The sequence below is a fragment of the Burkholderia orbicola genome, assembly GCF_900100915.1.
Classification (GTDB): domain Bacteria; phylum Pseudomonadota; class Gammaproteobacteria; order Burkholderiales; family Burkholderiaceae; genus Burkholderia; species Burkholderia orbicola.
The window spans coordinates 2,752,083-2,767,530 of sequence record NZ_FNKW01000002.1 but is presented as its reverse complement, the minus strand read 5'-3'; the positions used below and the strand labels follow the sequence as shown (position 1 = coordinate 2,767,530).

Genomic DNA, 15,448 nt, shown 5'->3' with positions numbered 1-15,448 from the left:
TTCCTGAGTGATTCGGATGGCTGATTGATCGATCGTTACCGCGATCGCTCGCGGCTGATGTAGATCGCGAGCAGGATGATTCCGCCCTTGATCACGTTCTGCACATACGGGTTCACGCCGATCATGTTGAGCCCGTTGTTGAGCACGCCGAGCAGCAGCGCGCCGACCAGCGTGCCGAGGATCGCCCCGCGCCCGCCGGAGATCGACGTGCCGCCCATCACGACGGCCGCGATCGCGTCGAGCTCGAAGCCCACGCCCGCGTTCGGCTGGCCGCTCATCAGGCGCCCGGTCAGCACGATCGCAGCGAGCGCCGACGTGAGCCCGGCCAGCGTGTAGACGATCAGCTTCACGCGCGCGACCCGCACGCCGGTGAGCCGCGTCGCCTGCTCGTTGCCGCCGATCGCATACACGTAGCGGCCGAACGGCATCCGGTCGAGCAGCAGCCACGCGATCGCATAGACCACCAGCATGATCAGCACCGGCGCCTGGATGCCGAGCACCTTGCCGCTGCCGAAGAACGCAACCCAGTCGGGCAGCCCGTCGATCGGATAGCCGCCCGTGTAGATCAGCGCGAGGCCGCGTGCGATGCCCATCGTCGCGAGCGTGACGATGATCGGCGGCATCCCGGCGAACGCGACGAACACGCCGTTCAGGAAGCCGAAGCCGAGGCCGACCGCGATGCCGATCGCCAGCGCGGCGACCGCGTTGACGCCCGCGACCATCAACCCGGCCGCGAGCGTGCCCGACAGCGCCATCACCGAGCCGACCGACAGGTCGATCCCGCCGGTCAGGATCACGCAGGTCATGCCGACCGCGATGATCGCGTTGATCGACACCTGGCGCAGCACGTTCTCGAGGTTCGCGGCGGACAGGAAGCTGGGGCTCGCGATCATCATCGCGATGCACACGACGATCAGGCCGACGAGCGGATAGAACAGCGTCGAGCGGCGCAACTGCGCCCACATCGCGCGGGGCGGCGGCGCGTCGCCGTTTCCGGCGGTGGCCGCGAGCGTCGTGGAAGGCGTGGAAGAAGAATCAGGCAGGTTCATGGGTCGCTCCTCGCGTGCCGGCCGTGGCATAGGTCATGACCGTGTCGGGATCGATCTCGTCGCCTTCGAGCGTCGCCTCGATGCGGCCCTGCCGGAACACGGCGACGCGATCGCACATGCCGACGATTTCCGGCAATTCGGACGAGATCATGATGATGGCGTAGCCGCGCGCGGTGAGTTCGCGCATCAGCCCGTAGATTTCGGCTTTCGCGCCGACGTCGATGCCGCGCGTCGGCTCGTCGAAGATCAGCACCGACGTGTGATGGTTCAGCCAGCGCGCGATCACGACCTTCTGCTGGTTGCCGCCGGACAGCGTCGCGACCTCGGTGTGGATCGACGGCGCCTTCACGCCGACGCGCCGCATCACGTCGTGCGTGGTGCGCGCTTCGCCGCGCCGGTCGATCAGCCAGCGCATCGACCGGTACTTGCCGAGGTTGTTCAGCGAGATGTTGTCGCGAATCGAGAACGACGTGACGAGCCCTTCCGTCTTGCGGCTTTCCGGCAGAATGCCGATGCCCGCGCGCAACGCATCGGCCGGATCGGCGAGCTTCGCCGCCGCGCCGCGCACGCGCAGTTCCTTGCGATGCGCGCGCGTCGCGCCGATCACCGCGAGCGCGGTTTCGGTGCGTCCCGAACCGACGAGCCCCGCGAAACCGAGGATCTCGCCTTCACGCAGCGCGAAGCGGTTCACCGGGCCGTCGCGCTCGATCTGCAGCGCATCGACTTCGAGCACGGCCGGCGCGTCGGCCGGCAATACCGGCTTCGGCGGAAAGCTGCTTTCGATCCGGCGACCGACCATCATGCGCACCAGTTGCTCGACGTCGGTGCGCGCGACCTCGGTCGTCGCGACGTACTGGCCGTCGCGCAGCACCGTAATGCGGTCGCACACCACGAAGATTTCGTCGAGGTGATGCGAGATGAAGATCATCGCGACGCCCTGCCGCTTCAGCTCGCGCATGATCGCGAACAGGTGCTCGGCCTCGGCCGGCGTGAGCGTCGCGGTCGGTTCGTCGAGGATCAGGATGCGCGCGTCGAGCGACAGCGCCTTGCCGATCTCGACGAACTGCTGCTGCGCGACCGACAGCGTACGGATCGGCGCATCCAGATCGATCGCCACGCCCAGGCGCGCGAAGATGGCCGCGGCCGCCGCGCGCATCCGCTTGCGGTCGCGCGCCCCCCAGCGATTGCGCAGCTCGCGGCCGAGGAACAGGTTGTCGACGGCATCGAGGTGCGGAATCAGGCTGAACTCCTGGAACACGATGCCGACGCCAGCCGCGACCGCGTCGTGATAATCCGCGAAATGGCGCGCGGCGCCGTCGATCTCGATCGTGCCGGCATCCGGCTGGTGGATGCCGCACAGGATCTTCATCAGCGTCGACTTGCCCGCGCCGTTCTCGCCGAGCAGCGCATGGATCTCGCCGCGCGCGATTTCCAGATCGATGTCGGACAGCGCCTTCACGCCGGGAAAGCTTTTCGTGATGTGGCTGAGCCTGAGTATCGTGTCCATCGGCTTCTCCGTGCGAAGGGCGTCGGCCACGCCGCCGCCCTTCGCGTCGCATCGCACGTCGTTCACCAGCTGAAACCCTTCGCGTTGCCGCGATCGACGACCTTCACGTCGACGGGGATCGCCTTCGGCACCGTCGCGCCCCACTTGCGCGCGATCGCGATGCCGAGCGCGATACGCACCTGGTCGGCCGGGAACTGCGCGGTCGTCTCGATGAACTTCGAGTTCGGTTTCTGGATCGCGGCGATCGCCTCGGGTGCGCCGTCGACGCTCGTCAGCTTGATGTCCTTGCCGGAACCCTCGATCGCGGCGAGCGCGCCCATCGAACCACCATCGTTCACGCTGAAGAGCCCCTTCAGGTTCGGATGCGCGGAGATCATGTTCTCGGTGACCGACAGCGCGGTCGCGCGCTCCTGCTTGCCGTTCTGCGTGTCGACGAGCTTCACGTTCGGGAATTTCGCGAGCCCGGCCTTGCAGCCGCGCACGCGTTCGAGAATCGGCACGACCGGAATGCCGTCGAGGATCGCGACCTCGCCGCTGCCGCCGATCGCCTTCGCCAGGTATTCGCACGACATCACGCCCGCGTCGTAATTCTTCGAGCCGACGAACGAATCGACCGGGCCGTTCGCGTTCGCATCGACGGCGACGACCACCGCGCCCGCCTTCTTCGCCTGCGTGATCGCCGACTGGATGCCGGTCGAATCGGTCGGGTTCACGAGCAGGATGTCGATCTTCTTCTGCAGCATGTCCTCGACGTCGCTCACCTGCTTGCTGACGTCGTGATGCGCGTCGGTGACGACGACCTGCGCGCCGATCGATGCGGCCGCGTCGTTCAGCGCTTTCTGCATCGTCACGAAGTACGGGTTGTTCAGCTCCTGGAACGTCATGCCGATCCGCAGCGGCGCGGCATGCGCGGCGGCGGGCAACAGGGCCGCGCCGGCAAGCGCGGCAACGGCCGCCAGGCGGGCGGCGCGACGGGGGGATGAAGCGGGCGATGCGTGCGTCATGACGGTGTCTCCAAAAATTGTGTGCGGCTTTTTCGTGGGTGAATGCGCCCCTCGCGACGTGAGCGACGCGATCGGCTGGGTAAAACGGTTGGGGAAACTCAGGCGGGCAACGGCCCGGCGATCATCCGGGCTGCGGCATGAGTTCGGGCGCACCGGGCGTCAGCACGCGCGGCGGCAGCGGGTTACCGGTCGGCGCCGCATGCAGCGCCAGCTCGCGGCTGCGCGCGTTCAGGCGCTGCAGCGCGCGGAATTCGGACGGCGCCATCCCCTTCACCGCGCGGAACTGGCGGTTGAAGTTCGACACGTTGTTGAAGCCGGCCTGGAAACAGATGTCGGTGATGCTCGCGTCGTCGGCGAGCAGCATCTGGCACGCGGACTCGATCCGCAGACGATTCACGTACTGGACGAACGGCATGCCGGTGTGGCGATGGAACGTGCGCGAGAACGCGCTGACGCTCTGCCCGGTCAATTGCGCGAGATCGGATTCGCGCAGCTCCGACGCGAGGTTCTTGCCGATATACGACAGCGCGTGGCTCAGGCGCGTCGGCGTGACGTCGGCCTGGTCGTACGCGGGGCTCGCGAGCAGCGTACGTTCGGCCGCGCCGCACAGCCGCTCCAGGATCGTCATGAACAGCGCGATGCGGCGCATGCCGCGCGCGGTCAACAGTTCATCGAACAACGGCGCGATCGCGGCGCTCGTCGCGGCATCGAAGCCGACCCCGCGCCGCGCGTCGTCGAGCAGCGCCTGTGCATCGCGGCATTCGGGGAACGCGTCCATGCAGCGGCGCACGAACGACGGATCGAACTGGATCACGAGATTGCGGCGCTCGACGGTTTCGCCTTCGGCCATGTCGCTGACCCAGTTGTGCGGCAGGTTCGGGCCGAGCAGCACGAGATGGCCGGGGCCGAACGAGCCGATGTGATCGCCGACGAAATACTTGCCGTGCGTCGCGACGATCAGGTGCAGCTCGAATTCGGGATGGAAATGCCAGCGGATCGTGCGATACGGATAGCCGTGCGACCAGACCTTGAACGACTCGTCGCGTCGCACGTCGACCACTTCGAGATCGGGGTGCATCATGTTGGCGTCTCCATTCCCATATATTGCTGGCCGGCCTGTTCGGCTGTGCGCGCATCGCCGCGTATCTCGCGCGGCGATGCGACCGGTCGCATGGGAAGCAATGTAGGTCGATCGAGCGCGCGGCTCCACCAACTTTACGCCTGATTTTCGATACTTTTTTGCCGCCCACCGGCTGAAATGGCGCCGGATGGCAAATTTGTTGCAGCGCGGAACGACGCGGGCGGCCGCCCGCGCCGCTGCCAGCACCGGCTTATGCCGCCGCGTGCTCGCGCGCCGTGCGCACTTCGTACGTCTTCAGGTGGTTGTACGCAATCCGCAGCAGCGACAGCGTATCGGCCGCCTGCGGGTCGCGCCGCGCGAGCAGGTCGCCGATCACGTGATCGGCTTCGACGCGCGCATGGTTCTCGACGTCGCGCAGCATCGACGCGGTCAGCGGCGACGGCGTCAGCACCATCCGCTGCATCCGCTCGCTGGCCGCCGGGTCGGGCCGGTGGCCGTTGTGTTCGGCGATCGCGCTGCATTCGGCGAGCATCGTCTCGAGCAGGCGACGGCCGTCCGGCGCGGCGAGAATGTCGCCGATCGAACCGCGAAACAGCGACGTACTCGCCGCGAGCGTCGCGAGGAACACCCATTTGTCCCACATCCGCGCGGCGATGTCGTCGCTGAGCGTGGCATCGAAACCCGCGCCGCCGAGCACGTCGGCTACCGCGCGCACGCGCGGCGATTCGCCGCCGGCAAGCTCGCCGAACGACACGCCGTGCGTATCGTTCAGGTGCACGATGCGCTGTTCGCGATCGAGCGTCGCCGCGATCACGCACAACCCGCCGAGCACCTGCGCGGCGCCGAAGCGCTCGCGCAGCACGTCGAGATGGCGCATCCCGTTGAGCATCGGCAGGATCAGCGTCTGCGGCCCGACGAACGGCGCGAACGATGCAATCGCATCGTCGAGGCTGTACGCCTTGCAGCTCAGCAGCACGAGATCGAACGGCGCGACGCCGGCGCCGGCGTCGCCCGCGCGCACGGTCTGCACGTTCGCGAGCGTCAGGTCGCCGCGCGGGCTGCGGATCAGCAGCCCGTCGCGCGCGAGCGCGGCGGCGCGGCCGTCGCGCACCAGGAACGTCACGTCGCGCCCCGCCGCGGCCAGCCGGCCGCCGAAGTATCCGCCGACCGCGCCGGCCCCTACCACCAGAATCCGCATCGTTGCCTCCTTTCGGTTTCGGTCGGCGTCGCGCTGCCGCCCGTGCGAGGCGCGACGCCGACCGTCGCCCGACAGTATAGCGGCCGCTGTTATGCATATGCATAGATGCCCGCGCTCGCGTCGCGGGCATGGGGAAATAACGGCTTCTAAGGGATTTCCCGTCTACGGCGACGCGCATGGCGCGCCGTCAAACCACTTATCCCGTCACGCCGCTCCGGCGAGCTTCCACGACTGACCGACCTCATACCATGCGCAATCTCTCCCTGAATCAGAAACTCGCCTCGATGATCGTCATCCTGTGGCTCGGCCTGCTCGTGATCGCCGGGCTCGGCGCATGGCAGACCCGCGCGTCGATGATCGCGGACCGCCGCGACCAGCTCGCGTCGCTGGTCGCGCAGGCCGCGAGCGTAACCGATCACTTCTACAAGCTGTCGCAGCAGAACGCGCTGCCGGAAGCCGAGGCGAAGCAGAAGGCGCTCGAGGCGATCGCCGCGATGCGCCACGGCGCCGACGGCTATATCTCGATCAACGATTCGAAACCGGTGATCGTGATGCATCCGATCAAGACCGATCTCAACGGCAAGGACGTGTCGAACTTCACCGATCCGAACGGCAAGCACCTGTTCGTCGAGATCGTGAAGGCCGGCAACGCGGAAGGCGGCAAGGGCTTCGTCGAATATCTGTGGCCGAAGCCGGGCGCGGACAAGCCGCAGGAGAAGACCAGCGCCGTGCAGCGCTTCGCGCCGTGGGACTGGTACCTGGTGACCGGCATGTACATGAACGACGTGCGCTCGGCGGTGCTCGCGAGCATCGGCCGCTGGCTGGCGATGACGGCCGTGCTCGGCGCGATCGCGACGGCCGTGATGGTGCTGGTGCTGAAAAGCGTGCGCGCGAGCCTCGGCGGCGAACTCGAAGCGGCGCTCGATGCCGCGCAGCGCATCGCGCAGGGCGACCTGACCGCGCGCGTGACCGTGAAGCACGACGATCGCGGCAGCCTGCTGCACGCGCTGCACACGATGCAAGGCGGGCTGATCGACATGGTGTCGCGCGTCCGGATGGGCACCGAGAACATCAACGTGGGCGCGAGCGAGATCGCATCCGGCAACACGGACCTGTCGCAGCGCACCGAGGAACAGGCGGCCGCGCTCGTGCAAACCGCATCGAGCATGGACGAGATGACCGCGAACGTGAAGCAGAACGCGGACAGCGCCGCGCAGGCCGCGTCGCTCGCCGGCCAGGCCGCGCAGGTCGCGACGCGCGGCAGCGAGGTGGTCGACGACGTCGTGCGCACGATGAACGAGATCACCGACCGCTCGCACAAGATCGGCGACATCATCGGCGTGATCGACGGGATCGCGTTCCAGACCAACATCCTCGCGCTGAACGCGGCCGTGGAAGCGGCGCGGGCCGGCGAACAGGGCCGCGGCTTCGCGGTCGTCGCGGCCGAAGTGCGATCGCTCGCGCAGCGCTCGGCGACGGCGGCCAAGGAGATCAAGTCGCTGATCGTGTCGTCGAACGAGACGGTCCAGCACGGCGCGACGCTCGTCACGCATGCAGGCGAGACGATGGCCGAGATCGTGCAGTCGGTGCGGCGCGTGAACGAGATCCTCGACGAAATCAGCCACGCGTCCCGCGAGCAGAGCGCCGGGATCGAGCAGGTCAACCGCGCGGTGGGCGAGATGGACCAGGTCACGCAACAGAACGCGGCGCTCGTCGAACAGGCCGCGGCAGCCGCGCATTCGCTGCGCGATCAGGCCGAGGCGCTGCGTGACGCGGTGACGCGGTTCGCGTTGCCGGCGTAATACCGAAAAGCACGCGGGTCCGGCTTCCCATCGCCTGGCCCGCGCGATCGGCTTCACGACGACGCCTTCATCCCGTCGTCCGCCGGCAGCGCGTCGAGCGCATCCTCCAGCTCCATACGCAGCGCCGGCCAGAATTCGGCGAACACGTCGAGTCCTTCGTCATGCACGACCTGTTGCAATCCGGAACACAGTTCCGCCAGCGTGTCATTTCCAATCGACAGAAATCCGCCGCCGAGCGAATGCAGCTCCCGCAAGACGACATCCTTGCCGTTCGCGGTCAATGCCCTGTCGATCGAGGAAAGCGACACACGCGTCACCTGCCGCATCGCGGCGAACAGGAATTTCGGCGGATGGGCAGAATCGCCCGACACACCGTGCGGCTCGCCCGACTGCCAGTCGCCTGCCGTGCACTCGCTCAATGTCCGCGCCAGGGCCCTCAGCGTCAAAGGCTTCTGCAACAATGCAAAAATCCCGACCGCCGTACAACGCCGGTACTCGCCCGCACCGGCATGCGCAGTCATCGCGACGATCGGCAGATGCGCGGCCCGGCCGCGTATCGTCGCGGCGAGCGTCAGACCATCCATGTCGGGTAACTCGAGATCGGTCAGCACGACGTCGAAGTGGCCGCCCGCAAGCGCGGCCAGCGCCTGCTCGCCGTTCTCGACGATCGTCGCATCGATACCCAACTCGCCGAACTGATCGGCCAGCAGCAAACGGCTTGCCGGATGGTCTTCGACGGCCAGGATACGCAGTGGTGCGCCGCCCTCGCCCGCCAGTCGATGCTCTCCCGGCACATCGCCCGGTTCGCCGCCAGCACGCCCGTCGGCCGGCACATCGTCCAGCACCGGCAGCGGAATGCAGACCGAAAACACGCTGCCCCGGCCCGGTGTGCTGCTCACTGAAATCTCGCCGCCCATTGCGTCGGCGAGCCGTCGGCACAGCGCGAGCCCGAGACCCGTTCCGCCGTACTGACGATGAATCGAATCGTCCGCTTGCCGGTACAGCCCGAAAACACTCGCCTGCGCCGCTTCGGCAATGCCGATGCCCGTGTCGATGACGCGAATGTCGACCGATGCGAGGCCGTCCATCTCACCGCCGCGCACCGCGAGCGTCACTGCGCCCGTCCCGGTGAACTTGATTGCGTTGCCCAGCAGGTTCGATACGATCTGCCTGATCCGGATCGGATCACCGATACGATATGGCGCCATCTCTGCCGCGATATCGCAAGTCATGCGCAACCCTTTCTTCGTCGCGAGTGGCCGAAACGCGTCGGCCACTTCCCGCAGCAGTGCCACGCAGTCGAACGGCACCGCGTCGATACGCAATTGCCCTGCCTCGACCTTCGACAGATCGAGCACGTCGTTGAGGATGTGCAGCAACGCGGACGATGACGAATCGGCAACGTCGAGCCGCTTGCGCTGCAGGTCCGGCAACGGCCCGCGCTTCATGAGTTCGAGATGACCCATCACCGCATTCAGCGGCGTACGGATCTCGTGACTCATCGTCGCGAGAAACACCGACTTCGCGCGGTTGGCCTCCTCGGCCGCGCGCCGCGCCTGCTCCAGCGATCGCTCGATCTCCTTGCGCGCCGTAATGTCGATGACCGTACAGAGCAACGCGTCCGTACCCCGGTATCGGACACGGACCAGATTGACGAGCAGGTGCGTGCTGTCGGCATGATCGCCATCGGCGGGGATCGTGATTTCGCGGCCGAAGACGGCTCGCTTGCGTGGCGCCCGATTCGTCTCCCCCGACTGCACGAAACCGGCCCAGATCCGCTGCGACAGCCATTCGCCGGTATCGCCGGTTTCATAGCGGGCCATCGTCTCGTTACGCAACAGGACCTGGCCGTCGACCTCCGAAACCAGTGCGAGGCCGATCGGTGCGGTGCGAATCAGCGTGCGGTTCAAACGCTCGCTTTCCTGCAGGCGCATCGCGCGCCGGTAGGACGGTTCGAGGATACGCCGCTCGACGAGCACGATGCCGGTGACGAGGATGCCGAGACCGAACAGGACCGCGCCGACGATTGCCGCGAGCCTCGGCGCCAGTCCGAGCAAAACCGTTTGGGCCGAATACACGTACATGAGCTGCCAATCGGTCTGCGGAATCGCTTCGTGCAGGACGAACCGCCCGTCGCGGAAGTGCCGCGCGATCGATTGCTCACGATCACGCGCAGAAGTCGCAGCGGCATCATGCAGGCGCGGATCGCTATCCGCGGTCGGCGTCAGGAGGACATGCGCGGCCTGATCGATCAGTGCGAACTCACCGCCGTATACGCCATTGTCCAGGCCGTTCAGGAAACGCCCTGGACGCATCGCATAGACGATCAGTGCGACCGGATGATCGAGATCGTCCAGGACCCAACATGTGGCGCGCATCAGGAGCTCCGACGTGACCGGATCGAAACGCGGCGGCAGCCAGATGACTTCGTCCGTGTATTCGGGTCGCCCGCTCGCGTTGCGAACGATTCCGGCGACATCGGGCCATGCCGTCAGCAACGACGACGGGAGCCGCTCGAATCGTGCGGCCGGCGGCGCAATACCGGCCGTCGCGCGCAGTTGCGTCGCGGCGAACCGGCCGTCGACGCCGATCACATAGATCTGGCTCGGCCCCAGTTGATCGGGGATCCGCGGCGCGTCCTTGCCGAGCAAGCTCTCGCTCAACGCCAGCAATCGTGTGTAGCGACTCGCGGGGTGGTCTGCATCGACCTCGGCCACCGCGGCATCGATCCGAGCGGCATTGCCGTGGTCGCGCAGCAGGAAGCCATGCTGCGCGTCGAATTCGCGCTCGACGTGCGACGACGCCCGGGCGGTCGTTTCCCAGATGCTTTCGGACACTGCCGCGAGCCGCTTCAACACGGCGCTGTTTTCCGACATGCTCGCCAGCACGAGCGTCTTCTGGTTCAGGAAATGCGCCCGCATCGCCGCGTGATATTCCGTCACCTCGACCCATGTCGCCGCGACCGCGCACAGCACGATGAAAAGCCCAAGTGTCGCGCCGCCGGCGCGCATGAGCATGCGATGGTATGCGCGCATCCACGCCGGATCGAACGTCCCGCGGCGTGTAGAACGGCGCCATCTGGCCCGGAGCAGACGCATGCCGGTATGCGTCAGTCGTTCGACGCGGATTCGGCCGTGCTGGATTCGCCGAGCGCACCTTCGTAGCGGATCAGGTCGGCATCGCGCGTCAGGCCCAGCTTGCGCATCGCGGCAAGCTTCTGCGCGCTGACGGTCTTCTTACTGCGGTGAAGTCGCTCCGCGATCTCGCTCACCTTGTACCCTTCGCGGAACAGGCGGACGATTTCGGACTCACGCTGCGACAACGCGTTGCCGGTCGACCGGCTGGCATTGTCGAGCAACGCGGTAATCCTCGGCGACAGATAGCGGCCGTTGGAAAACGCCGCGTGCACGGCAGCCACGAGATGGGACATCGCGTCGCTCTTGCTGACGATGCAATTCACTCCGAGCGACTGAAGCGCGAGAAACACGGCGGGCGTATTGAGCATCGTGACGGTCACGAAGCGCAGGCCGGGGTATCGGCGCCGCAGAAGGCCGATCAGCGCCTGGCCGTCGCCGAAGTCGTCGCCCGGCATGACGTAGTCGAGGACGAGCACGTCGCAGGGCGCCGCATCGAGCTGTTCGATCAGTGTCGCGGCACTCGGGACCACGGCGACGATCTCGATCGTCGGCATGTCGCGCAGCGCCTGCGCGATGCCGTGCCCCGACACGGGATGATCGTCCGCGACGATCACGCGCACTGAGAATTCGTCCATGGAGCGCCCGTAAGTAGGATTCGGCTCGGCTCGCGCCGGCAACGATCATGGTCAGTCGACAACTGCCCCCATTTTATCTCAATAAAATCGGTTCGCGAGCGCGTGTCGGTCGTATTGAAGTACCGTGCGTCGGCGATGCAGCCGCCCGACCAGTCTTGATCTCCCGCCACTGGCGACGTAGTGCCTTTTCTTCCGTCTCGCCAGGTTCATTTCGATAAAACCTGTTCCTCTTGCGCTCGAATCGCGCAAGTCGCGATCGGAAAACAGGGAGGATGCTGAATTTGCATCGCGACCGTCGCATCGTAACTACTGATATGAAAACGTGACCGTGGCGCTGGCCTCCAGCGAGCCTGGCTTGAACGTTGGCGCCGTTTTTACATACCGCGCCTCCAGTGGAATGGACAGGCTGCCGTTCGTGACCCGGCCCGCAAGCCATTGGTTCTTGTTCCCCTTGACGGCTGAGTCGGGTCCGAAGTTGATCGGCGTCCCGCTGCCTTGCTTGTAGATCTGGAGCCCGATACCGCTCGACGTCGAACCGGGCAGCGCGTTCAGGATCGTGCCCTCGTTCGCCGGATTCGCCGCGTCGGTCAGTGTCGTGTAGACATTCACGGTCCCGTCGCAATTGAGGTTCAGGGTGACCCGCGCGGCTTCGTCCGATACGGCGCCCACCGTCTGCAGCTTCTGGCCCACGAGTTGCGGAAGCTTGACATTCATCTGCTTGCCCGATGTCAGCGTGCACCCTTTCGCGGTGACGCTGATCGTCATCGGCTGCAAATAGGTGGTTCCCGAAAACGCGACTGCCCCGCCAGGCGCATAAGCCGTCGTAGTCGCGACCAAACGCTTTGGAATCGTGTAAGTGCCGGTTGCGAGTGAACCCGTAAACACGAGCGCCGTCCGATAAGTAACGATATAGAAAAAGGTTATTTGATTCGCATTCGTGCTCACCAGCGTCTCTTCCGGTCGGACGGCTTTCCAGTTCGCACTCGCTGGCGGGTAGTTATCGCTGCCCGGTACCGCCAGCAGTGCGAATCCAATTCCCGGAACGCCCGTCTCGTACACAGGAAAAGACCTGCCTCCGTAATCGTAGGCCACGTTGGAAAGCGGGGTTCCGGTTGCCTTCACGCCGACCTTTTCCACCTTTCCCGTGCCGGCACAATTGTAGAGATAAAAGCCCTGTGCTTCATTGCTGGCGTACGATGCGATCATTGCGCCTGGTTGCTGTGCATCGCGCACGCTGGTGATTGTCGGGGGATAGCTGGGCGCCAGGGTGGTACCCGACCCAGCGAGTTGACAGGCATGGGCGGTCCCAAACGCCGTCAGCAGCATGATTCCGCTGACCGTCACCTGTGCAGCGGACCTCAGCGCTCGTTGCAAGCATCGATCCAATTTCGAATTTCCGTTCACGCTCAACACTCCATATCAATTCGGCCGCGTACTGCCCGATTCCCAAGATCACTGGGCAGCATCTTTTCTCTCGCACGTTGATGTCTAAAATCGATTTCCACTCATCGCTCACTCGACGGCGGTCACGGTAGGCGCGCGCACGCAGTTCACCGGCTGCCGCTCATACGCCAGCGCCTTGTTCTTCAGCGGCAGCGCGTAGCCGATCGTGCATTGCTTGTCGCCCCAACGCACGTCGATGCTGCCCTGGTCCTCGATACCGAACACCAGCAGGCGCGACTGGTTATCCACCATGCCGAGCAATTTGCCCTTCGCGTCGTACGCCTGCGCGCCAAACGGCACCTTGCCGCCTTCCGCGCGGCTCAATTCGAACTGCACGCGCCGCCCCGACTCGGCGTCGAAGCGAGCCGTGACGATCGCACCCCGCGTGGGCACCACCATCTTCGCGTTGTCGGTGATTTCCGTATCGGTGCCGATGCTCGACGGATCGATGCTCAACCAGTTCTGTCGATACGGTTGCAGATACGGCACGATCGCGTAGCCGCGCCGGTCGGTGCGCGTCGTCGGCGAACCAAACGTCGCGCCGGACACGCCCGGCACCTCGACCACCGCGAACGTCTCGCCCACCGGCTGCGCCGTGGTGATGCCGCCACGGTGCACCACCACGGAACCGGCCGCACCCACGTCCAGATGTCGCCCGACACGGTCCTGCGCGAAGTTGCCGGTCAGCTTCGCATTCGGCGTGTCCCAGCCCGCATTGACGCTGCCTGAGCCGCCACCGCCGCGGCTATAGCCCGCCTGCACGCCGTAGTTGAGCGTGTTGGCTTCATTCAGATAGCCCGACACGCCGGTCTGCATGTTGAAATCGCCGCGCGTCGACGACACCGCATTCGCATAGAGGCGATGCGAACTGGACGCCTTGCCCAGCGGAATGCTGACCGACACGTTGAGTTGCGTGTCCGGGCGCCCGAATGCGCCCGTATCCTGCGTATGCGACGCCGAGACGCTGTAGCTGACGTTCCTGTAGCTGTTGCTGTAACCGACCTGAAAACGGCGGCTACGGCCTTCGCCGTTCCAGTACGTCGTGTCGCCCACGCCGAGATACAGCGAGCCGCTCGCCAGCGGCTGGTTGACGTTCAGATCGACGCGGCTTTTCTGACGCATCAGGCGTGGGCTGTACGAACGATCGAGTTCCTCGACGTGTTGCGCCAGTGTCCGGTAGCCATCGGTCGAATAGCGGTAGCCGACCATCGTGAATGTGGTACTGGTCGGATAGAACGTCTTCGAATACAGGAACCGCACACTCTGGCCTTGCCGGGTGCCGGCCGACGTGCGCGACCGGCTGTGCGTGACATCCAGCGACATGCCGCCGATGCGCGTGTTCATACCGACCCCGAGGTTGGCCGCCAGGTAGTTGTCGGAGGCGAGCACGCCGCCGTAGCCCGTGAAGTTGTCGGACAGGCCATAGATCAGCGTCCCCTGCGCAAGCTTCGGCTTCGCCTGCTCCGCGGAACGATACTGACCGACGGCGAACGAGTAGCGCAGGCTGCCACGGCGTACCATCACCGGCAGGTACGAATACGGTTGTGTAAACGTGCGCACGCGCCCGTCCGCCTCGGTAATCCTGACCTCGAGGTCGCCGTTCGAGCCGCTCGGATAGATGTCGGTGATCTCGAACGCGCCGGGCGGCACCGGCGTCGAGTAAATGACATAGCCGCTCTGCCGCACCTCGACAATCGCGTTGCTTTCGGCGATGCCGCGCACGATCGGTGCAAAGCCAACTTCGCTGTCCGGCAGCATGCCGAGATCGGTGCCGATCTGCGCGCCGACGAAACGCACGCTGTCGAAGATGTCGCCCGACGGGTATAGCTCGCCGGCCGCCGCCCTGCTGCGCAGGCTTCGGATGTCGCGTTCGACGTAGCTGCGGTTGCTGGTGAAACGGCTCCTGGTACCCTTGCTGCCGGTGAGCGTCGATTCGTTGCGCAAGCGCCACCCGCCGACGTTCAGGCCGTTGCGCAGGCCGACGAAGTAATACTCGTTGTTGTAGCCGTGGCCGTCGTTACGGCTGTAACTCACCTGATAGTTGCTGTACAGCGCAGAAACACCGTCGCCCCACAGCGATCGATCGACGTAGCCGCGCGACTTGCGCGACACGTACAGTTGCGGAAAGCTGATGTTCAGCGACAGCGTATTGGGTTCGAACTCCACCGTGGCGCCATCCGCCACGTTCGCCATATCCACGATCGTCTCGTCGTCGGCGCCGGCGGTAATGCGTCCGTCCTTCTCGAGCCGCGTGATATTGACGCCGGCCACGCGCAGCATTCCTAGCGTTACCCGCGGCTTGACCCTACCCTCGGCGTCCGCGACGAACATCACGTTGTCACGCTTGATCAGCGTGTGGTTCAGATAAACATCGACGTCGTAACTGCCGGGCTGAACCGCACTACCTTTCTCGAAATAGCGCAGGTCGACAGGCCCCTCGCCTTTACGCAGGAAGGAATCGTTGAATTCCGCGGCATGGCTCGACGCAGACATCACGAGCCCGAGCAACGCGAGGCTCGGTACGCCGATCTGAGCGGCCATGCGAATATCGGCGTCCTTCCTGACGTTTTCCATACCCTTTTTCTCTCTTTT

At 65.5% G+C, this 15,448-nt stretch carries 10 protein-coding genes; 1 reads left to right on the top strand and 9 read right to left on the bottom strand.

Annotated elements, in window-relative coordinates:
* Window positions 1–35: 35 nt before the first annotated feature.
* From BLS50_RS29205 to panE, 5 genes are all read right to left on the bottom strand, one after another.
* Entirely contained in the window at window positions 36–1,049 is a 1,014-nt protein-coding gene (locus tag BLS50_RS29205) for an ABC transporter permease (RefSeq protein ID WP_011354493.1), read from the bottom strand.
* Complete coding sequence (locus BLS50_RS29200; protein ID WP_412668066.1) at window positions 1,036–2,700, bottom strand: sugar ABC transporter ATP-binding protein; 1,665 nt, start codon at window positions 2,698–2,700, stop codon at window positions 1,036–1,038. Before BLS50_RS29200 ends, BLS50_RS29205 begins: the two co-directional genes overlap by 14 nt.
* On the bottom strand, window positions 2,619–3,560 hold the full coding sequence (locus tag BLS50_RS29195) for a substrate-binding domain-containing protein (protein WP_074806182.1): 942 nt from the start codon (window positions 3,558–3,560) through the stop codon (window positions 2,619–2,621). Before BLS50_RS29195 ends, BLS50_RS29200 begins: the two co-directional genes overlap by 82 nt.
* Before the next feature lie 121 nt (window positions 3,561–3,681).
* Complete coding sequence (locus BLS50_RS29190) at window positions 3,682–4,641, bottom strand: AraC family transcriptional regulator (protein ID WP_027812839.1); 960 nt, start codon at window positions 4,639–4,641, stop codon at window positions 3,682–3,684.
* A 250-nt stretch (window positions 4,642–4,891) separates the two neighbouring features.
* Window positions 4,892–5,839, bottom strand: coding sequence for a 2-dehydropantoate 2-reductase (panE, locus tag BLS50_RS29185; RefSeq protein ID WP_069231404.1), 948 nt, complete (start codon window positions 5,837–5,839; stop codon window positions 4,892–4,894).
* A 248-nt stretch (window positions 5,840–6,087) separates the two neighbouring features.
* Between panE and BLS50_RS29180 the strand changes: the two genes are divergently transcribed.
* Complete coding sequence (locus tag BLS50_RS29180; protein WP_027808829.1) at window positions 6,088–7,641, top strand: methyl-accepting chemotaxis protein; 1,554 nt, start codon at window positions 6,088–6,090, stop codon at window positions 7,639–7,641.
* Between the two features lie 53 nt (window positions 7,642–7,694).
* On the opposite strand, the gene BLS50_RS29175 is transcribed toward BLS50_RS29180, so the two are convergent.
* The 4 genes from BLS50_RS29175 to BLS50_RS29160 all read right to left on the bottom strand — a co-directional run bounded on the left by BLS50_RS29175 (window position 7,695) and on the right by BLS50_RS29160 (window position 15,397).
* Window positions 7,695–10,658, bottom strand: a complete 2,964-nt coding sequence (locus BLS50_RS29175; protein ID WP_256334210.1) for a hybrid sensor histidine kinase/response regulator — start codon at window positions 10,656–10,658, stop codon at window positions 7,695–7,697.
* Window positions 10,659–10,750: 92 nt separating this feature from the next.
* Window positions 10,751–11,413: a response regulator gene (locus tag BLS50_RS29170; protein ID WP_074806175.1), complete on the bottom strand. Its 663-nt coding sequence runs from the start codon at window positions 11,411–11,413 to the stop codon at window positions 10,751–10,753.
* Window positions 11,414–11,719: 306 nt separating this feature from the next.
* On the bottom strand, window positions 11,720–12,787 hold the full coding sequence (locus BLS50_RS35010; protein WP_143028385.1) for a fimbrial protein: 1,068 nt from the start codon (window positions 12,785–12,787) through the stop codon (window positions 11,720–11,722).
* Between the two features lie 138 nt (window positions 12,788–12,925).
* Complete coding sequence (locus tag BLS50_RS29160) at window positions 12,926–15,397, bottom strand: fimbria/pilus outer membrane usher protein (protein ID WP_256334209.1); 2,472 nt, start codon at window positions 15,395–15,397, stop codon at window positions 12,926–12,928.
* Window positions 15,398–15,448: the final 51 nt, after the last annotated feature.